General features: G+C 44.1%; 9 protein-coding genes and 1 pseudogene. 4 read left to right on the top strand and 6 right to left on the bottom strand.

The genetic code is table 11. From position 1 onward, the window contains the following. Window positions 1–46: 46 nt before the first annotated feature. Together JUE95_RS07790 and JUE95_RS07785 are read right to left on the bottom strand one after the other, a co-directional pair. Window positions 47–4,918: a mucin-binding protein gene (locus tag JUE95_RS07790; protein ID WP_203650460.1), complete on the bottom strand. Its 4,872-nt coding sequence runs from the start codon at window positions 4,916–4,918 to the stop codon at window positions 47–49. 470 nt (window positions 4,919–5,388) lie between these two features. Continuing rightward, window positions 5,389–11,802 (bottom strand): mucin-binding protein, encoded by a 6,414-nt coding sequence (locus tag JUE95_RS07785; protein ID WP_203650458.1) that lies wholly within the window; start codon window positions 11,800–11,802, stop codon window positions 5,389–5,391. A 797-nt stretch (window positions 11,803–12,599) separates the two neighbouring features. Between JUE95_RS07785 and nhaC the strand changes: the two genes are divergently transcribed. From nhaC to JUE95_RS07770, 3 genes are all read left to right on the top strand, one after another. Next, window positions 12,600–13,994 (top strand): Na+/H+ antiporter NhaC, encoded by a 1,395-nt coding sequence (gene nhaC / locus JUE95_RS07780; RefSeq protein WP_203650457.1) that lies wholly within the window; start codon window positions 12,600–12,602, stop codon window positions 13,992–13,994. Between the two features lie 140 nt (window positions 13,995–14,134). After that, a complete protein-coding gene (locus tag JUE95_RS07775; protein WP_203650456.1) occupies window positions 14,135–14,596 on the top strand; it encodes a DUF3290 family protein in 462 nt (153 codons plus the stop codon). Further along, on the top strand, window positions 14,596–15,231 hold the full coding sequence (locus tag JUE95_RS07770; protein ID WP_203650455.1) for a DUF421 domain-containing protein: 636 nt from the start codon (window positions 14,596–14,598) through the stop codon (window positions 15,229–15,231). The genes JUE95_RS07775 and JUE95_RS07770 overlap by 1 nt, the downstream gene beginning before the upstream one ends. Before the next feature lie 158 nt (window positions 15,232–15,389). Here the strand turns inward: JUE95_RS07770 and JUE95_RS07765 are convergent. The 3 genes and pseudogenes from JUE95_RS07765 to JUE95_RS07755 all read right to left on the bottom strand — a co-directional run bounded on the left by JUE95_RS07765 (window position 15,390) and on the right by JUE95_RS07755 (window position 18,252). Continuing rightward, a pseudogene (locus JUE95_RS07765) lies at window positions 15,390–15,778 on the bottom strand (tautomerase family protein). Window positions 15,779–15,943: 165 nt separating this feature from the next. Further along, on the bottom strand, window positions 15,944–16,930 hold the full coding sequence (locus tag JUE95_RS07760) for a GMP reductase (RefSeq protein WP_203650513.1): 987 nt from the start codon (window positions 16,928–16,930) through the stop codon (window positions 15,944–15,946). 14 nt (window positions 16,931–16,944) lie between these two features. After that, on the bottom strand, window positions 16,945–18,252 hold the full coding sequence (locus JUE95_RS07755; RefSeq protein WP_203650454.1) for an adenylosuccinate synthase: 1,308 nt from the start codon (window positions 18,250–18,252) through the stop codon (window positions 16,945–16,947). A 308-nt stretch (window positions 18,253–18,560) separates the two neighbouring features. Here JUE95_RS07755 and purB point away from each other — a divergent pair, with 308 nt between their 5' ends. Further along, complete coding sequence (gene purB, locus JUE95_RS07750) at window positions 18,561–19,856, top strand: adenylosuccinate lyase (protein WP_203650453.1); 1,296 nt, start codon at window positions 18,561–18,563, stop codon at window positions 19,854–19,856. A 503-nt stretch (window positions 19,857–20,359) separates the two neighbouring features. Here purB and JUE95_RS07745 read toward each other — a convergent pair. Then, window positions 20,360–21,286 (bottom strand): alpha/beta hydrolase, encoded by a 927-nt coding sequence (locus tag JUE95_RS07745; protein WP_203650452.1) that lies wholly within the window; start codon window positions 21,284–21,286, stop codon window positions 20,360–20,362. Between the last annotated feature and the right edge of the window lie 12 nt (window positions 21,287–21,298).

Here is a 21,298-nt window from a genome sequence, read left to right as displayed (position 1 = left end):
AGCTTAGTGATTTTAACAAACCTGACATTAATGAAATCTCTATTGGTTAATCCTTCTTTTGACGCCGAGCCTTACCAAATCCTAAGAAGCCAAGGAGACTCAATCCAAGAAGAGAAAGCCAGTTTGCTGATTGCTCATTAGTTTGCGGTAATTTCTGAGCTGCTGACGCTGAATTTCCGGTGCCATGACTACTCAAAGATGTTACCTCATTCGGTTCGTTTGCAGCTGTTCCACGTTCGGTTGTTGGTTGCGTGTTTACAGCTTGGCCTTTGTCTGCTGCAACGGGTTCGACTGGTGCGTTCGTCTTACCGTTTGGTTCAGGAACCGTTGTTCTTTCGGCAGGTGATGGGGTCACCGGTGGCTCAGGAGTTGATGTATCGTTTTCTGGCTGGTTTGGTACGGTCTGGTTATTGTCTGGTGGAGTCGGTACAGCCGTGTTATTTTCGGGTGGCGTTACGGTCGTATGATCAGCAGGTGGCATACCATTGCCCTGACCTATCAATCCACCTGGTTGACCGGGCTTGTAAGTGATCGGCGTATCGGTCAATGGATTCGTTGGAACCGGTGGCAAGAAGCCCTTCGTTACGTTATTCGGATTTACTGGCTTCAGCGGATTGCCATCAGGACCATAGGGTTGATAACCCGGTTCGTAAGGAATAACAATCGTGGTGATGTTGATCGTACTTGGATTGTTGGGATCATTTGGATATGGGATTGGCGGTACTTTCTTCATGTTAGTGGTGTATTCACCAACTGGGGAATACTTAACCGTCAGTTCAACATTCGGTGAGGTTGGATTGATAAAATCATACTCTTTAGTCTTGGCTATGTCTGCCAAATAACCAGTGATTAATGGTGATTGCTTAGAACTAAAGCTTGTCCGACCGCCTTTAGCAACCCAATTTGTGTGGATCACCATCCGGGTGACCAAGTCAACGATGGCACTGCGCGTATAGGTGACTAGATCCTTTACGTCTGGCTTGGCGGTTGAGCCGCTATTTGCGTAAACGTAATGGACGGTTTCCGTAATGTTCTTGACTAGGTTATCCTTATCAGCACCGGCAGGCCACGTTGGACTATTGGGATCCTTTGGGAAAATTGGTGTATTTGGATCAGCGGGGTTATTTGGTGTGAATGTCTCAGTTTGGTGCTTCAAATGCACGGTGTAGCTTGGTGTAACCGTTGGCTGATTACCAAAGACAATCAAGTTTTTAGCTGGCAAATCATCGCCCACCACAAGGTAACCCTGAGCGGTGAAGCCACTTGTAATGGCGTTCTTAACGTTAGTGTAATTGTTAATTTCATCAGTCAGACCAGTGAGGTTATCTTGGTGAAGCAATACACCGCCAGCATCGTCGTCAACGTAACGAACAGCTGCTTTTTCACTTTGAGAAGTGTAGTAGAGGTTGACGAAGTTGCCGGGACCATCCGTTACAAAGGTGTACTGCGTCGGATTGCCAGCTTGAGCGGTGTAACCGCTAAACGACTTTTGGTCAATGTTAACGGTACTGCCGAAGGTGCCGGTTTCTTGTCCGGTGGCCATGACGTAGCCCCGTTGATTAATGTATTTAACGGTCAGCTGTTCTTTATTTGGTACGTAGATGACATCAATGTTGACGATTTCGCCATCTGTTGGTTTGACTGTGTAGCTGATTGGTGCGTCAGATGGCGCATAGTAACCAATGATGGTTGGATTGGTCCAGTCATAAGTGCCGCCGGCGACTTCCTGGCCAGTATTTGGTGCGGCGATCGTTTCGTGATTTGGATTAAGATAGTGCACGTTAATCGTCGTCTTTGGTACCGACAAGTTAACGTTGCTCTTGCTTTGGACATCCATGTGTTTATTGTCAGTGACGTCCGTGCCGGAACCTTCCATGGTGATCGTGTCAGCCTTGCTGGTTTTACCAGCGGTGTAATCGGCAACTTTGATTGGCACGTACACGGTGATTTGCTTTAAGGTTTTCAGTTCAGGACTTTGAACCAGTACGCTTTGAATAGTTGACCAGTCGCTGACACCAGTAGCAGGAACGAAACCTTGAGCGGTTGTATTAACAGTTTTACTGTCCGTTACTTTTTGTGGCGAATACAGAACCGTTGCCCCAGCCGGTACCGTCATTTTGTCGATTTTACTGCCATCAACTTGAACACTAAAGTCGTTGCCAGCTGCTTTGGTAGGTAACATGACCAGTGCGCTGACGTTCTTTACGTCATTATTGGTGGTGTTAGAAACGTTGACCCGCAACGTCCCAGTTTCGTTGTATTTCTGCATGAAAGTGGGTGAATCGGGTACTGGATTTTCAGGGTCTGAAACTTTTGCTAGGTCTTCAGGATAGTCAGCATCTTTGTCAGTTTTAGCAGGATCATCAACTGTAAAAGCAACAGCTGAGGTGACTGCGTATGATGCTGGTTGTATTTCAACGTACATGTTGCTGTTCTTATCGTCGACTAAGGCAGCAAAGTTTTTCAAAGTTGTCGTTTGAGCAACTGGAGCGGCAATTGCTGGTGTTGTAGGCGTAAAAATGGTATTCGGCTGGAAATCACCAGCCATGATAAAGCGACCTGAACCAGCAGCGTCTTCGTTAAGTGTAACGGTTTGTCCGAGTTTTGCTGCCGGTGAAACCTGGTAATCTAGAGTTATATCTGGTAGGTTGATTCTTTGAGGGTTATTGACATTGATCTTAATAATTTCTTGACCATTCAGTGTTTGGGGTAAAACTTCCTTGACGGCACTTTGCGAGCCTTTTGTAACTACTTTAATGTTGTCTAATGATGTCAAGATGGCATTACTTGGAACAACAACATAGTAGGTGGCTTTTTCTGGGCCAACAAGTGAATGATTTTGGGAATTTGTAAAAGTATAAGTATCTGAAATAGGGTTCCCCGCAGCATAGCGAATCCCATTGTCATCAGTACTTACAGGCGTTCGGATAGGATTGAAGTCATCATCCAACAGTTGATCATACCCATTGTATTGAATAGTTCCATAATCAGCCACCGTGAATGTCTGCTGATCCGTTTGCGACATTGCCGCATCATCGTTAGAAGCCTTCACCACGTATGAATCCCCAACTTTAGCGTTTGGCAGATAGCCAGAAACGAAGAAACGCATTGGCAGAGAATGATTTAGCTCGTTAGCTGTCCAATCAGAATAGTCATCCTCCGATGCTTTAGTGTCAATAAAGAAGTTTTGCTTAGCGATTGACTTTGAAGTTACCGAAACAATTGGATCATTAGCAGTTCCAGTAATGACACTGTTCACGATGTCATTATACTGAACTTGTTTGCCAGATTTCAGTGTCACGGTGATGTTTGCAGCGTATGCGGGCGTTGTGATTTTGGTTGCCATAACGCCGTCAGGTACGTTAAAAGTTACTTGATTGGGGGTGGCAATATCATATGCACCACCGGTAACAACGGAATATAAACCGATGTCATGTGACTGGTCATTATCAAACTTTGGCCAAGTATTCATTCCAGCATAACCCGTGACGTAATTAACTGGTTCAGCCTTGGCGACATCGTCAACGTAGGTCAGAGGTAGATATCTAACTGAAATCGGCAGTATTGAATGAGCCCCAATTTGCAGTGTACCATTCACGTTATTTTTAGCGAAGTTTTCAGTCCCTGTCGTTTGATCAGTTATCTTGATTGACCCATTCAGTGACATATCATAATTGGTGGTCGTGTAATTAGAAAAAATTAATGTGACAGGAGCACCAGCACCACCGGATTGAGACATCGTCACGCCAGATGGCGCATCCAGTTGGTTGGCAACAAACCCTTTAGGAACGTCGAATGAATATGAACCCTGAGTTATTTTAGGAATATAAAAACTGCTGTTAAAAGCACTTCTTATAGCTAACGTGACGTCCGGAATAACGCCATTAACGGCGTTTGCTAAGTTCAAAGTTTGTCCCTGACCGTTATAATTATGGTCAACGTATACGATTGGTGAAAGAGATGGTGAGGTGGTTACTTTCAGTGGGTAGACCGTTGGCGTCGAGTCTTTAGTGACCGTTAAATTCATGGGCGTTGTGCCATCGGTATCCATAGTGAAACTACCGTTAGGTGCCGCAACTGTATAGATGTGCAGCGTATAGGCAGTATCTTGGTCAAATGAATACGTGACGGAATTGTCTGAGTTAGCCTTAGCAGTTAAGTTGGTATCATAATTTTTAATTTGAAAAATTGGTGGTAGGTCGATTTTAACCGTATCACCGCTTTTAGCATTACCCGTTACAACGACGGTTGGCCCTTGTGAAGTAGTACGGTTGCCTAATGCTAGGTTGTTTACATGCGTGCTTGATAACGTTGTGCTTCCAAGTTGAACGGAAGGCGCGACATTATCAAGACTGGCTGTAATTTTTTGAGCTTTGCCAGTTGCTTCATAAACTGCTTCTGCAGCTGCTTTGGCTGCCTCAATTTGGCTGCTGTTGGCGGTCTTTAAATTGGTAACGTCAGTAGTCTCCTGATTACTTTTGTTAGTTATTTGATTGTTTGTTGTCGCAGCTTGATTGCTATTAGTTGTTACATTATTAGTCGTTGGTTTGTTGGCAACTTGAGTTGATGCGGCCGATGAAGCTGTTGCAGCAGGCTTTGATTGATCAGGTTGAGCAGCCTTTACCGGATTTGCTTTCTCAGCATTAGTCGTTGAAGAGCTGCTTGACAAAGGAACTGTTGTGTTCTTTGTCGACGTTTTTGCGGTAGCTGCAGTATCAACTTGATTAGTTTCGGGTGCCTGATTGTTATCAGTGACATCAGTGGATGCTTGCGCATTTAATCCTCCAAAAAAAATCCCGGCACCCATAGAAAGCGCAGCTAAGCCAGCAAATACCCAACGCTTGCCAGCCTTATAGCTTTTATAATGGATGACCGTGTTCGTCTTGAAATCACGAATCTTATTGTTCTTCCCCAACATAAAAACGTTCCCCCTTAATTTAATTAAGCAAACGTGCATTAATCAATAACTTCTTTACGTTTAGACAATAAATTCATTGTGACCACAATTATTGAATGCTATATGAAATTAAAAATCCCCGCAGTTATCATAAATTCGACTGACAACTTCAATAAGAAACCCCATTTACTATTAATGCCTGCCGATTTCCATTCTCCAATTATGGAAAGTGACTATTATCTGCCATCATGGTACCAGCTTTATACATTTTTTTAAAGATGTCTTGAGAACTTTTTTTAATTAATTACTTATCGATAACTTAATTTTTTGTATAAAAGACCCGTATTGTGGTTAGCAGTTAAAGAGGGTCTCTGAACGATTTTCATCTGACACAAAAAACGCGCAGTCGTAAATTTCTACGACTGCGCGTTTTAATTTCTATCAGTCTAACCGATAGTGATTCGAGGTGTAGCCAACCTAATACCGCTTAGCTAATCATTCTTCCGACGCCGAGTCTTTCCTAATCCTAAGAAGCCAAGGAGACTCAAGCCAAGAAGTGAAAGCCAGCTTGTTGACTGCTCATTAGTTTGCGGTAATTTCTGAGTTGCCTGTGATGACTTTTCAGTGGCACTAGCACCGACTTTTACCGTGCCATTTTCACTAATAGTTTTATTGACATTAGTTGCATCGTTGGTAGCAACTCCGTTAGGCGTAGTTTCACCATTAACTGATGATTGTGACGCTGTAGAGGTCATTACCGTCTTGCTGGCTTTTGTACTGACAGGCTGTGATGACTGCAGTGATGAACTAGCAGTGTTGGCTGAACGCTGTTGCTGTTTGCCAGTTTCCTTATTAGCAGTGGCTACTGGAACCTTAGTCTTGGCACTAGGTGATGTGGTGACTGGCGTACTGATATGATTGCCAGTTGCTGGACCATGGGTTCCTGATGTCTGCGTCTCACTATTCGGTGCGGCTGGAACCGTTGGTGTATTGTTCGTACCACCACTAGGTACTGTATTAGGAATGTAGGTGATTGGTGTATTATCCAGCGGATGCTTTGGAATTGGTGGCAAGTAGCCCTTGGTAAGGTCGTTCGGATCTACTGGCTTTAATGGCGTGCCATCAGGACCATATGGTTGATATCCTGGTTCGTAAGGGATTACCGTTGTGGTTGTGGTAATCTGATTTGCGTTATTCGGATCGTTCGGATATGGCATACCTGGCACGTTTGTCAGGTTAGTCGTGTATTCACCAACTGGACTGTAGGTAACGGTCTTATTGACGTTAGCTGTAGTTGGCGTGATATTTTTAATTTCCGGTACTTCAGCAACGTCTGCTAGATAACCGGTAATCACTGGCGAAGGCTTAGCACTAAAGCTGTTCTTCTTATTTTTAGCAGTCCAAGTTGTATAGGTTATCTTCTGAGTGACTAGGTCAACGGTACCGTTGCGAGTAAAGACTACCGAATCCGTTTTATCTGGAGCCGCCGTCTGATTGTTATTTACGTAAACGTATTTGACGGTTTCAGTAATTGTCTTGGTTAAATTATCGCTGTCAGCACCAGCTGGCCACTTTGGACCGTTAGGGTTGTTGCTAAAAATCGGCTGGTTCGGCTTATCCGGCTGATCTGGTGTAAACGTCTGGGTTTGATGCTTGACGTGAACCGTGTAACTCGGTGTAGCACCCGGCTGATTGCCAAAGGTGATAATACCCTTTGCTGGTAAATTATCACTAACGATTGTATAGCCTTGGGCAGTTAAGCCACCTTCAATTGCTTGTTTAACCGGTGTGTAATTGTTAGTGCCATCAGTAACACCAGTGACTGTATCTTGGTGAACTGTAGCACCGTTATTATCGTCGTCTACATAGGTTACCGTAGTCTTCTGTGGATCCGGCATGTACGTGACGGTCAGCTTTGAACTGCCAGTTGTTGGGGTGACGTCATAAGCCGTAGTTTTTGCTACGTTTGGTGTGTAGCCCGTCTTGCCAGCTGGACTGTTAACGGCTGCAAAGTTTGCAGTTGGTGTGGCGCTTGCCCAACCGCCGTCAGCGCTAAGCGGTGTGCTGGTTGGATCAGCCTTGTAGGCGGCCACTTTATCAGGTGTCAGATAACCTAAGAGCTTACCAGTAACTTGATCAACGACAGCTACCCGCTGGAAGTTAACACTTGCTTGGTGATCAGGTGCTACTTTGCCGCCGTTGCTGTAAACGTATTGAATCGTTTGGTTAACGGTTCGGTTAAGGTCATTTTTGTTAACACCGTTTGGCCAGTTTAAGTTTCTGTTAGGCGTCTTGGTGCCTGGTGTCTGTGGCTGATCAGGCGTGACAATAGTTGTCATGTGCTTGAGATGAACCGTGTATGTTTGCGGATCTTTATCATCGTTGTCAAAGGTGATGAGGTCATTAGCCGGCAGATCAGTGCCAACGATTTGATAACCCAATGCCGTTAAACCGCCTTTAACTGCTTGAAGGACCTTAGCGTAGCTCTGGGTGCCATTAGTGACACCGCTTAAATTATCCTGGCGAACTTGCGCGCCATTAGCGTCATCATCGACGTAGTTGACGTTTACTTGCTGCTTATCTGGGGTGTAGGTGACGGTCAAGACGAGATTGCCGTCAGATGGATCAACGGTGTAAGTTTGGGTTGCCGCAATATTTGGTGTGTACCCAGGTTTACCAGTTGGACTGGTTAGTGCAGCAAAATTAGAATTACCAGATTTCACTGTCCAGCCGTCGTTTTGTGACAGCGTAACACTTTTTGGGTCAGCATTATAGGCAGCTACCTGGCTGACAGGCATGTAACCTAATAGGTCACCAGTGACGGCATCAACAGCAGCTGCTCGCTGGAAGTTGACGGATTGCGTTTTATCAGTGGCAGCTTTACCACCGTCCGTGTAAACGTATTGAACGGTTTCGTTTACATTTCGGTTAAGATCAGCGCTGTCAGTACCAGCTGGCCAGTTAACGCTGGTCCCTGGAATTGGGTCGCCTGGAACTTGTGGCTGACCCGGAGTAACCGTCTTAGTGCCGTGCTTCAAGTGAACGATAACGTTGTCGTCAGTGTTGTTTGTTGCATTATCGTTCAAGAAAGTAATGGCTGTTGACGTTTTAGGTGTGACGTAATTAGCCGGTACGTTCAAATTGAAGTTAGCGGTTGTACCAGCACCGCCAGTCTCGGATTGAGTGGTATTTGGAATAACCTGACCGTTATTGTCATCATCGACGTAAATAATATCTGCGTGAGCAGTATCACGAGTGTAAGTGACGGTTACGTCCGTACTGCCAGTTGCCAACGTGCCGGCAACACTTGTTTGATCGGGTGTGAAGTTAGCGATTGTTGGCGAAGTTTGAGAATAAGTATCGCCAATGATTCCGCTCTCAGGCACATCTGGTGCAGCAGTACCGCCGTCAGCGTATACGTAGTGAATCGTGATGGCCTTATTTTGAGCAATGTAATACAGGGTGACGACGTTTTGACCGTCACCATTTTTCGTGAAGGTGTACGTTGTTGGGTTACCAGTTTGGGCAGTATAACCGTTAAAGGTCTTTTGATCGATGTTGACTGTTTGACCAAATTTACCCGTTTGCTGAGTCGTCGTGAAGACTGTACCATGCTGATTGACGTAGTTAACCGTTAACGGCTCGTCGTTAGGTTCATAAGCCACGTTAATATTCTTGGTTTCACCGTCGTTAGCTGTCACGGTGTAGCTAGTCGGCTGACCAGTTGATACGTGATAGCCTAAAACGGATGGGCTGGTCCAGTTGTAGGTGCCGCCAACGGCTTCCGTACCGGTACTGGTTGTTGCAAGCATGGTACCATCACCGTTAACGTAGTGGACGTTGATAGTTGTTTTAGGAATCGACAGATTAATCGTACTCTTGGATTGTACGTTCATCGGCTTTTCAGATTTAACGTCACTGGCCGTTGAATTCAGCGTGACGGTGTCCGGCTTGCTAGGTTGACCCGGAGTGTAGTCAGCAACTTTGATGGGAACGTAAACGGTGGCTTGTTTGAGCGAGGTCAATGATGGTGATTGAACCAAGATACTTTGAATCTTCGACCAATCAGTAACGTTGTTAGCTGTCACGAAGCCATCCGTTGTCGTATTGATATTGGCGGTATCAGTGACCTTCTGTGGTGAATATAGAACGGTTGACCCGGCTGGAATCGTCATGCTTTTAATTTGACTGCCATCGACTTGAACGCTGAAGTCGTTTCCGTCAGCTTTGGTTGGCAAAGTAACTAAAGTGTTTACGTTCTTTAAATCATTATCAGTGGTATTAGCCGTGTTGACACGCAGAGTACCTGTTTCGTTATATTTCTGCATGAAGGTCGTTGAAGTTTTACCTGCATCTTCAGGGTAGCCACCATCTTTGGATGTCTTGGCAGGAACGTCCCCCGTAAATGCAGCGGCTGAGGTGATCATAAAGGTTGCCGATTCATCTTCCGTATAAACGTTACTGCTGGTGTCTCCAACCAAGCTGGCAAAGTTTTTAAGCGTGGTCGTCTGGCTCGTTGGCTCTGCGTAATTTTGTGGTTGAAAGTTACCGGTCATGATAAAGCGGCCAGAACCCGCACTATCGTCATTAAGCGTAATAGTTTGACCTAATTTGGCAGTTGGTGAAACTGTATAATTAAGTGTAATACTTGGTAAAATTGTTTTTTCAGGATTATTAACGTTGATTTTGACGATTTCTTGGCCATTCAGTGTTTGCGGTAATATTTCCTTCACGGCTGTCTGTGACCCAGTGGTTGAAACTTGAATATCATCAAGTGAACTCAGAATGGCGTTATCAGGTACAACAACGTAATAAGTTGCGGTTGCAGGGCCAACGATTGATTCACCTTGAGAGTTTGAAAAGTAGTAGGAATCGTGAATCGAATTGCTAGGCTTGTTAGGGGTGTAACGAACCCCATTATCAGCGGTACTGGTATTGCTTCGGTTACCGTAGCCGTTGTATTGAATAACACCATAGTCAGCAACTTTAAATGTCGAGGTATCATTTTGCGGTGCATCAGTATCATCGTTGGACGTTGTGACAGTGTAAGCATCGCCAACGGTTGCATTAGGTAGATAACCTGATACAAAGAACCGGTGAGCTGTAGAAGATTTAATGTTACTATATTCCGTTTGGTGGTCCTTGGTATCTACCGGGTAAGTTTGCTTATCGATAGATTTGGAAGTTACGGAAACGATTGGATCCGTTGCAGTTCCAGTAATAACGCTGTTGTTAATGTTATTGTACTGGATCTTCTTGCCAGACTTTAACGTTACCGTGACGTTTGCGGCGTAGGCAGGCGTTGTGATCTTGGTGGCAATGACACCATCAGGGACATTAAACGTTACCTGATCGTTGGTTGCTGTAGCACTTTGGCCACCAGTGACCACTGAGTACAGCCCAATGTCGTGATAGGTATCATTATCAAACTTAGGCCATGTATTGTTTCCTGCATAGCTAGTGACGTAGTTTTGAGGTTGTGAAATTGCTGCTACGTTGACGTAAGTTAGTGGTTCATAATTAATTGAGACTGGTAGTGGAGAATGTGTTCCGTTTTGTAGCGTCCCAGTCGTATTATTTTTCGCAAAGTTTTCATTGCCAGCAGTTTGGTCTGTGATGTTGATTGAGCCTGAAAGGGTGAAGTAAGAGTCACTTGCATTAGTAAAAGTGAGTGTGACAGGTGTTCCTGCTCCTCCCGTTTGAGAGATGGTAACGTCCGGGTCACTACTAGTAGGATTGGCTACAAAACCCTTTGGGACATCAATTGAGTATGAGCCGCTCGTTATGAGAGGAAGATAATTGGAATTTGAACCAGTAGAAAAATCCAAAGTGACATTTGGAATAACACCGTTTACCGCATCCGCTAAGTTCAAGGTATAATACTGGCCATTGAAAGAATTACCAACACTGACAGTTGTTGATAAACTTGGCGCAGAAGTGACCTTTAACGGGTATACGGTTGCTGTTCCGTTTTTGGTCACTGTCAGATTCATTGGTGTCGTGCCGTCGGTGTCCATATCAATGTCGCAATCAGCCGGATTGGTTGTATAAATGTGTAGCGTATATGCTGCGTCTTGGTTAAATTTGTATGATACAGAGGAATTATCATCACTTTTAGTACCATTAAAGTCGGTATCAAAACTTTGAACTTGATAAACAGGTGGCAAATCGATTTTAAGTGTATCGCCGGCGTTGGCATTTCCAGAGACTAAGATTGTTGGTGCTTTTGTAGCAGATCCGTAGTTCAACGAAACATCGTTTTCACCAGTCGTCGACAACGTCGTGCTGCCTAATTGAACGGATGGGGCAACGCTATCAAGGCTGGCGGTGATTTCCTGTGCTTTACCAGTGGCTTTATACGTTGCTTCCGCCGCTGTTTTAGCTGCGGCAAGCTGGTTACTGTTAGCGTCACCTAGATTGGTGATATCCGGAGCAGTATCAGCCGCTTGGCTAGTAGTTTTAGCAGCGGTTGGCGTGTTGTCATTTGATGGTACGTTCTTTGCAGCAGGTGCTGTCGCTGTGTTCGTTGAATCAGCTGACTTATCTGGCGTAGCGGGTTGTGTGCTTTCAGCCGGCTTTGACGGAGCAGTTTGAGTTCCGTTGGTTGGTGCTTTGACCGTACTTGTTGCTGAGACCCCTTTGTTACCAGTATTAGGTGTTGCCGATGTTTTTGCACTTGCCGTATTTGATGGCTGTGTTTCGTTCACATTGCTGGTTTGGGTGACTTCCTGGCTGCTAGTAACATCAGCATACGCCGTGAAATTTAAGCCACCAAAAAAGATACCGGCACCCATTGATAGCGCGGCTAAGCCTGCAAAGACCCAGCGTTTGCCAACTTTATAGCTTTTATAATGGACTACGGTATTTGCCTTGAGATCACGAACCTTATTGTTCTTTCCCAACATAAAAACGTTCCCCCTTGATTTGATCAATTAATCTTAAATCAATAACTTTTTACGTTCAGACAATAAATTCAGTGTGACCACAATTATTGAATGATATTTAGATGTTATCGAATATACTGAAATCACAAATTCAACTTGCACCGCAGTTAGAGACCTCATCCTAGTTTGCGGCTCAGTTAATTTCCATTCTCCAATTATGGAAAGTGATTATTATCCGCCATTATCTTAGCAGGTTTATGCAGTTTTGGTAAGTAATATTCATAATGTTTTTCTAATTGACAAACAATGATTTTATAGTGATATTAGTTCAATAATAAATTTTAATTCTGTAATAAAAATGCTGATATTATCGGTTTTAGCAACCACATTCGAGTTTTAACAAATCATAGATTAATGGTCAGTGTGAGTATCTAAAATATAGAATTTACTAATATCAACTGTTGTAAATAATATTAATTTTAATTCCATTAATTATTTCTTCTATCTATCAGCCCTTCGAGATATGTTTTGCTTGACGCTCCCCATTTTCACGTGATAATATAAACTTACTTTATTACTTCTCAACTCAAGTAGTGCATAGTCTGGGCGTCAGGAAGTCGGTGGTTGCTGCGAACCGATCAGGGCTATGTAACCAAATACTGAGAAGTATCGTACGGAAAGTTCTAGATCCGTTATCATCTAGTGAGTGAGGAGTATTTGCGTACTTCTAAGCTGGGTGGTACCACGGTTAGTCCAATCGTCCCTGTTGCGTCTTTGACGTAGCAGGGACGATTTTTATTTAGAAGGGATTGTTAACGATGGAAAAAGGATCGAACATTAAATTTGGCGAAGCAATCGCCGTTTTATTAATGATGTTAGTTGTGATGGGGGTAGGGGTTATTGGTTTTAAAATCAGTCCGCAGATTCCAGTACTGGTGGTGATCGCCTTAGTACTTCTGTGGGCGAGATTCCGGCACTTCAGCTGGAATGAGATTCATAAGGGGATCACAGAAGGTGTTACGACAGGAATTGTACCAATTTTTATCTTTATTTTGATTGGGGTATTAATTAGCGTTTGGATCGCTGCTGGTATTATTCCGTCTTTAATGGTGGCTGGCTTTCACATGCTCAGTGTTCAATGGTTTGTGCCATCAGTATTTATTGTCTGCGCGCTGATTGGAACCTCAATTGGGAGTGCGTTTACCACAATTTCGACCGTTGGAATTGCACTGTTTGGGATGGGGACCACCATGAACCTGAATCCGGCACTGGTTGCGGGGGCCATCATTTCAGGAGCTATTTTCGGTGATAAAACGTCACCTTTATCAGATTCAACTAATCTGGCAGCGGCAATTGCGGATGCCGATTTGTTTAAACATATCAAGAATTTGATGTGGTCAACAATTCCCGCTTTCTTAATCTCATTGGTTTTATACGCCATCTTGGGTCACGGTGCTGCTAGCAGTGATGCACTGACTAAAGTGTCTTCGACGGTGAACGTCCTTAGCAGTCACTATGACATCACATGGTGGGCGGCGTTACCGATTTTACTGATGTTCGTGTGTGCCTTCATGAAAATTCCGGCGATTGGTACGTTACTGATCAACATTACAGTGGCTGTCGTCATGATTTTTATTGAAAATCCAGCAACTAAAATTCCGGACTTGGTCAAGATGATGGAGACAGGGTTTGTTTCTCACACCGGTAATCAAGCGGTGGACGCTTTACTGAGTCGGGGTGGTATTTCGTCTATGATGGGGACCGTCTCGCTGATCTTCATGACCCTTTCTCTGGGAGGGTTACTCATGAAATTTGATTTGATTCAAATTGCCATGAAGCCGTTAGTAGACAGACTGCATCGCGATGGTGATCTGGTTACGGCGGGAATCTTTGCTGGCATTGGCGTTAATCTCTTTGTTGGTGAGCAATACCTATCGACCATTTTACCTGGTAAAGCCTTTAAGAAACCGTTCAACGATCACGGCCTCGATAACCTGGCATTAAGCCGGGTACTGGAAGATGGTGGGACCGTTATTAATTACTTGGTGCCGTGGGGTGTGGCAAGTTCGTTTGCCGCTGGGACGTTAGGTGTTAGCACGTTAGCATTTCTACCGTTTTGTTTCTTCAGCCTTTTGTCGCCGGTCTTCTCAATTCTGAGTGGGTACACGGGGATTGGTCTGAAGAGATTACCACAGGCTGGTACGGAAGAATAAATGAAGCAATTTATAAAGCAGATGGGCAAAGACTTATAATCTTTGTTCATCTGCTTTATTTAGTTGAGTATCAAGGTAACTTTACGAGCGTGATAAAATCTAAATATCAAGCATCGTTCACAAGGGAGGGGGATTGTGCGATGACCTTTTATACTTATTCATACTTAAAAAATCAAAACTTTACCACGAGCTATATCAGGCTGGCAATTTTAACCATTCTGCTGATTGCGGCGGTGGTGGTTTTTCTAAAGTACTTTCGCGATCGGACTTCGGTCAAGTACCGTGATTTGTTAGTGATCTTTTTGACGGCGAGTTTATTGCTAATTAGCTTCCAGTTTCAAAATTTTTCGATTCTGCAAAACAACAAACACAATAGTAGTAATGTTTTGGGGATTCTAAGCAGGATTGCAAAGCAAAATCACGTTTCACCTCGAGATCTGCAGACCAATACAACTACGGCCAGTGATCAGATGTTAGTTCGGGATAGTCAGCATCATCTGTATTATCGGGTGCTGTATAACGATGATCAGTCCGGCTTTATGACTGAGAAAATTAACGTTCAGTTAACAAAAACCAAATTGAAAGTGGTGGGGGGATACTAATGTTCGCGTATAGTGATGTGTTAATCAAATTAGTGATTGGTTTTTTGTTTATTACCGTTTTAATTAATCTGACTGGGAAAAGTAACCTAGCGCCGACGTCAGCTATGGATCAAATTCAAAACTATGTATTAGGTGGAATCGTTGGTGGCGTGCTCTATAATCCAAGTATTACGCTCATTCAATTCATTATCATTTTACTGATTTGGTCATTACTGATCTTGATTATGCGATATATTACGATTCATAGTCAGGTGATGCAAAAATTCCTAAACGGGGATCCAGTGACTGTGGTACGAAACGGCGAAATATTAGTGGATAATTGCTTGCGGGCGAACTTGCCAGCAAAGGAGGTTGCTTTGAAGTTGAGAATGGCTGGCGTGACGGATGTCACCATGGTTAAACGAGCCGTATTGGAGCAAAGCGGTCAGCTGACGATTGTCAATCAAGGTGACGCCAACATTAAGTTTCCGGTGATTACGGATGGTACAGTCGATCCGGACGTTCTTGACCTGATGGAAAAAGATCAGGCGTGGTTAGAAGAAGCCCTGCGCCGACAGGGAGTCGAACGTATCAAGGACGTCTACCTGGCGGAGTTTAGAAATAACCAGCTGGTGGTTGCGAAATATCATCACTAATTATGAGGCTGTGACACAACTCGGTAGATTCCAGAATATAACGCCAAATGACGTCATTCCGATGGTCTTTATCGGGATGGCGTTGTTTGGCGTTATCTGAGTTGTGGAACAGAATGAACTAAATCCTTGTCGATATAGACTTATGTCACAAGCCTGCTTTAAAGTTCGCCTGTCAAAAATTGCGCGTTGCCGTTGCCAAAACTCCAGTCGGCGTCTGAATTCATGGTTAAGTTAACCATGACATCTTCGGGCCGAACGCCGGCTTGATCTGAAAGTTCCTTAACTAAATTGTGGTAGAAAGTTCTTTTTGTTCCTGTGTTCTAGGTCGTGAGGTAATACTAAAGACCAATACTTTTTCGGTGCGGGTAAATCCTAAACCAGTGTCGAGAATCTGCATTTCGTATGGTTCGTGCTGTGCAACAACTTGGTAACGGTCGCCTTCAGGGGCATTAAAGGCATCTAACATCACCCGGTAAGAAATATCGAGAATTTGTTTGATCTCTTTTTCATTACGTCCCTTTAGCATATCAATTCTCATTAGTGGCATACTGCCCACCGCCTCTCTAAAAAAATAACTTTATTGTAGAAGTCAGTACCGATCACGTTGATTATAATCATTGGCAGTTTGAAAAGCTATTATGAAGACCGTTATTTCAGCAGGCAAAAAAATGACCAGCGATTCGTAGATCGTTGGTCATTTTTGTATCTATATTTAATAAGAATCGCCGTTTAGAACTGAATTTTTAACTACCACATAGTCAACTAAGCGGATATCCATCAGTTTATTACCACCGGCATAAGAAATCGAACTTTGCAGATCTTGTTGCATTTCGGAAAGCGTATCGGCAATGTCACCGCGGTAAGGGACGAGCATTTGCTTACCTTCTACGTTACGGTAAGCGCCCTTTTGAGTTTCTGAAGCTGATCCCCAGTATTGTTTGTAGGTTTTACCGTCAATTTTGATGATGCTGCCAGGGGACTGTTGATGACCAGCCATCAGTGAGCCAATCATGACCATGGTAGCGCCGAAGCGAATCGATTTGGCAATGTCACCGTTATAACGAATGCCACCATCAGCGATGAGGGGTTTGCTAGCAGCTTTTGAGCATAGCCGTAAAGCTGCTAATTGCCAGCCACCGGTGCCGAAACCAGTCTTTAGTTTAGTGATACAAGCCTTACCTGGACCAATACCAACTTTAGTAGCATCAGCCCCGGCGTTTTCCAATTCGCGGACCGCTTCGGGTGTGCCAACGTTACCGGCAATGACAAAACTGGCAGGTAAGTACTTCTTGATGTGCTGAATCATTCGAATCACAGAGTTGGAGTGACCGTGAGCGATGTCAATGGTGATATATTCCGGTACATCGTTCGCGTCTGCTAATTCTCGAATGAAATCAAGTTCTTCCTGCTTAACACCAACGCTGATTGAAACAAACAGATTCTTGCTATGCATCATTTTGACAAAAGCATGCCGCTTTTCCGGTTGAAACCGGTGCATGATGTAGAAATAATCATGTTGAGCAAGCCAAACAGCTAGGTCATCGTTGATCACAGTCTCCATGTTAGCGGGGACAACCGGGATCTTAAATGTCCGTGGGCCAAATTTGACTGAAGTATCGGCTTCGGACCGGCTCTCAATGATGCATTTATTTGGGATCAGTTGAATGTCTTCGTAGTCAAATACTTCTGGGTTATTCATCATTGCATGTCCCCTTATTCTTTAACGGTTGCATCGGTGTCTTGCCAAGCGTCGATCAAAACGTTGGTTTGAGTCCGATCAGGGCCAACTGAGAAGGTGGCGATATCAACACCAACCAGTTCAGAAAGTCGTTTAACGTAGTTTTGAGCGTTAACTGGTAAATCTTCAAACTTCTTAACACCGGTAATATCATCGTCCCAGCCAGGAAATTCCTCGTAGACTGGTTTACAGTTTTTAAGCTGTTTCAAACTTGCTGGATAGTGGTAGATCGTTTCGCCATCAAGTTCGTATGCCGAAGCAATTTTCAAAGTCTTTAATCCAGTCAAAACATCCAAGCAGTTTAGCGAGAGATGGGTTAAACCGGAAACACGTTTAGCGTGACGCAGGACAACGGAATCGAACCAGCCGATGCGACGGGGACGTTTAGTGACGGTTCCGTATTCGTGGCCGGCTTCACGGATGAAGTCGCCAGTTTCATCGTTCAATTCAGTTGGGAATGGACCATCACCAACACGGGAAGTGTAAGCCTTACAAGCACCGACTACTTCGTCGATTTTAGAAGGACCGACACCGTTACCGATAGTGACGCCGCCAGCAACTGGACTAGAACTTGTAACGAATGGGTATGTCCCGTGGTCAATATCCAGCATAACACCTTGAGCACCTTCAAAAAGGACGTGCTTGCCGGCATCAATCGCATCGTTGATCACCACTGAGGTGTCAGTGACATAGCGTTTGATTTCTTGCCCATATTCATAGAAGGGTTCGTAAATATCTTCAAACTTCAATGGTTCATGATCGTAGAGCTTCGTGATCATTTCGTTTTTTTCTTCAAGATTTTGACGCAACTTCTCTTCAAACGTGTCTTTTTCTAGTAAATCAGCTACCCGGATACCGATTCGTTCAGCTTTATCCATGTAAGCTGGACCGATACCCTTATTAGTAGTACCAATTTTGGCTGTCTTAGCTTCTTCTTGTAATTGATCAATGAGGATGTGGTACGGCAAAATAACGTGTGCCCGGTTAGAAATCCGCAGATTATCCGTTGAAACGTTGCGGTCGTGCAGGTAATGGAGTTCCTCAACCAATGATTTAGGGTTAAGCACAACGCCGTTACCAATGACACTTAACTTGTCTGAGTAGAAGATCCCAGATGGAATTAAGTGTAACTTATAAGTTTCACCTTTGAAGACAATGGTGTGCCCGGCGTTGTCGCCGCCTTGATAACGTGCTACAACATCGGCCTGCTTGCTCAGAAAGTCGGTAATTTTACCCTTACCTTCATCGCCCCATTGACTCCCTACTACTACTATAGATGACATTAGAACACCTCATATCTAAAGATTGCTGAGCTGGCTTAAATGCGAACAACCCAGCAATTTATATATTACCTTTTTAAAAACGGAAAGTCAAACTAAAACACGAATAATATTTAAAATATCTGCCGTTAATGTTCATAATAATGGAATAGCAACTAAAGCATAAGTGCTATATATAGGTAAAATTATAATATATACTAATTTAATCATGCAAATTAGCCGTGATTATGTTATGATTTTAGTGGAAATTCAGCAGTGAATTTCAATTAATGTTCGTATTTTAGTGAAATCAATCAGAAATGAGGATCGAAATGCTCGAAAGATATACACGCCCAGAAATGGCGAAAATTTGGTCGCTTCATAACCAGTATCAATCTTGGCTGGAAGTTGAAATTGCGGTGGATGAAGCGTGGGCTCAATTAGGAGTCGTCCCTCAAGAAGACGTTGATAAGATCAATGCGAAGGCTACTTTTAACGAGGATCGAATTGCTGAAATCGAAGCTGTTACTCATCATGATGTTGTGGCCTTTACCCGTGATGTGTCTGAATCACTGGGTGAGGAACGCAAGTGGATCCATTATGGCATGACCAGCACTGACGTCGTGGATACGGCACAGGGCTATCGTCTTAAACAAGCCAACGAACTGTTGCGAAAAGACTTACTGCACTTAAAAGAAGTCGTTCGCAAACAAGCACTTAAATATAAGGATACGGTTATGATTGGTCGGACACACGGTGTTCAGGCTGAACCAACGACGTTTGGACTCAAGTTAGCCCGCTGGTATTCAGAAATTAACCGGGATATTAAACGCTTCAATGAAGCCGCGGATGAGGTAGAAGCAGGAAAAATCAGTGGTGCAGTGGGAACCTTTGCTAACGTGCCGCCTTTCGTGGAGAAGTATGTCTGCGACAAGTTAGGTATTCGGCCACAGGAAATTACCAGTCAAGTATTACCACGTGATCTCCATGCCCACTACATTGCTACCTTAGCGCTGATTGGAACAAGCTTGGAAGAATTCGCAACTGAGATTCGTGCCTTGCAGCGTTCTGAGATTCATGAAGTTGAGGAACATTTCAATAAGGGTCAAAAGGGGTCTTCGGCAATGCCGCATAAACGGAACCCCATCGGTTCAGAAAACATCACCGGTTTGGCGCGCGTACTTCGTGGCCACGTTCAAACGGCATACGAGGATGTTGCTTTATGGCATGAACGCGATATTTCGCATTCTTCAGCAGAACGAATTATCTTACCAGATACTACGGCAACGCTGGATTATATGCTGCACCGGTTTGCCAATATCGTGGAGAATCTAACGGTTTTCCCAGAACGGATGAAGCATAATATGACCTTAACGTACGGCCTGATCTACAGCCAGCGGGTAATGTTAAAGTTAATCGACGCGGGTTTAACAAGAGAAACGGCCTACGACCTAGTTCAACCGTTGACAGCAAAGGCGTGGGATGAGGGTGTCCAGTTCCGCCCATTAGTAGAAGGCAACGAAACCATTATGTCGCATCTGTCGGAAAAGGATATTGACGATGCGTTTGATTATCATTATCACATTCGTAGAGTGGATGAGATCTTCGGAAGGATTGGATTAAATTAAGGAAGGTGCGGAGGAAAGCGTTTAGAGAGCGGAGTGTAAGGGGCTTCGGACAAAAATCCCGGTCTTGGATTTATGTCCGAAGCCCCTTACATGTAGCTCTCTGCTTTCAGTAGCCCAATTCGACCATGTAAAATTAAAAAATCATTTATGCCCAAAGCCCCTTACATGCAGCTGTCTGCCTGGAGTAGCCCGATTCGGCTATATAAAACCAAAAACCACAAAAAAACCAAACTCACACGAGTTTGGTTTTTTATAATAGGGATAAATTTCCAATTAGGGGGGATTGGAAATATAAAGAGGAGCATGGGGCCAGTATTCTAGGGGAGGAGGATAGGTCCCGCATGCAATCAGTTTCCTAGGGGGGAGAAACTGATAAATCAAGGAAGTGTACCCTCTTACAATTAAGAGGTATAGCTTGTTGCCTTTGCTATGGTATAAATATATCAACTAAATGTGACAAAAGTATGAAAAACAGTCGGGATATTCGTGAAGTTTTTCTTATTCTAGAAATAAGTTTTTAAGAAAGCTGACACGCGTGCCTGATAGGCAGCAGGATTGTACCAGAAGCTTTCAGCATGGGTGGCATTCTTAACGATCCACAGCTGTTTAGGGGCTTTGGTAGCGCGGTAGTTTTCGTAAGCCATTTTGACAGGAACGTACGTATCCTTGCCGCCATGAATAAATAAGATTGGCCGACGATTCTTCTTTAACTGTTCCTTTGAAGAAACATCGCCCAAATAATAGCCTAACCGACGGCGGTTAATGGTGCTGACCATTGGTTCGATAGGGTATTCGGGTAAATGGTACTGCTCGTGAAGCAGGTACGTCATTTCTTCTTTAATACTTGAGTAACCGCAGTCGGCAATAATTGCTTTGACTTGTGTTGGCAGGTTTTCACCGGACAGCATTTCCATCGTGGCGCCACCCATGCTGACACCGAAGAGGAGGATCTTTTCGTCCTCGCCCTTGATATCGATGAGCTTATTGATCCAGCTGAGGTAGTCTAGACGGTCTAACCAGCCGAAGTTAATGTATTGACCAGCGCTCTCACCGTGAGCACGATCATCAGGCAGCAAAATGTTAAAGCCCATGTTGTAGAACATTTGGGCATAGTTTGCCATAGTCTCGCGATTTCCCTTATAACCGTGAGAGATGATCACCGTTTTTTTTAGGTGGTCAGGATGCTGGATAAAGGTAGCTACTAAGCGCTTATCTGGATCATTTTCGTGCAAATACCAAGTTTCCTGCGGAATTTGACGGAACCAATCTACGTAGTCGTAGTACTGCTGTGCGTATTTTTGCTTCTCTGCGGAGGTCTCTGGGACATAATTGACCCGCTTAAATGCGAGATTAAAAAGGTAGTGACTAACATACAGCGCACCGGTAGCAACGGCAGCCAGAGGAAGCCCAAGGGTAACTGATTTTTTCAATGTCTAACCTCC

The organism is Secundilactobacillus yichangensis, assembly GCF_016861565.1.
Lineage (GTDB): Bacteria > Bacillota > Bacilli > Lactobacillales > Lactobacillaceae > Secundilactobacillus > Secundilactobacillus yichangensis.
Note: the sequence above shows the minus strand (reverse complement) of the source record. Positions and strands in the feature narration are given on the sequence as shown.

What these genes read in the sequence shown, in the direction of transcription:
- JUE95_RS07790 (WP_203650460.1), bottom strand. Translation starts at nt 4,918, where the DNA reads ATGTTGGGGAAGAACAATAAGATTCGTGATTTCAAGACGAACACGGTC.
- JUE95_RS07785 (WP_203650458.1), bottom strand. Translation starts at nt 11,802, where the DNA reads ATGTTGGGAAAGAACAATAAGGTTCGTGATCTCAAGGCAAATACCGTA.
- JUE95_RS07770 (WP_203650455.1), top strand. Translation starts at nt 14,596, where the DNA reads ATGTTCGCGTATAGTGATGTGTTAATCAAATTAGTGATTGGTTTTTTG.
- nhaC (WP_203650457.1), top strand. Translation starts at nt 12,600, where the DNA reads ATGGAAAAAGGATCGAACATTAAATTTGGCGAAGCAATCGCCGTTTTA.
- JUE95_RS07775 (WP_203650456.1), top strand. Translation starts at nt 14,135, where the DNA reads ATGACCTTTTATACTTATTCATACTTAAAAAATCAAAACTTTACCACG.
- JUE95_RS07755 (WP_203650454.1), bottom strand. Translation starts at nt 18,252, where the DNA reads ATGTCATCTATAGTAGTAGTAGGGAGTCAATGGGGCGATGAAGGTAAG.
- JUE95_RS07760 (WP_203650513.1), bottom strand. Translation starts at nt 16,930, where the DNA reads ATGAATAACCCAGAAGTATTTGACTACGAAGACATTCAACTGATCCCA.
- purB (WP_203650453.1), top strand. Translation starts at nt 18,561, where the DNA reads ATGCTCGAAAGATATACACGCCCAGAAATGGCGAAAATTTGGTCGCTT.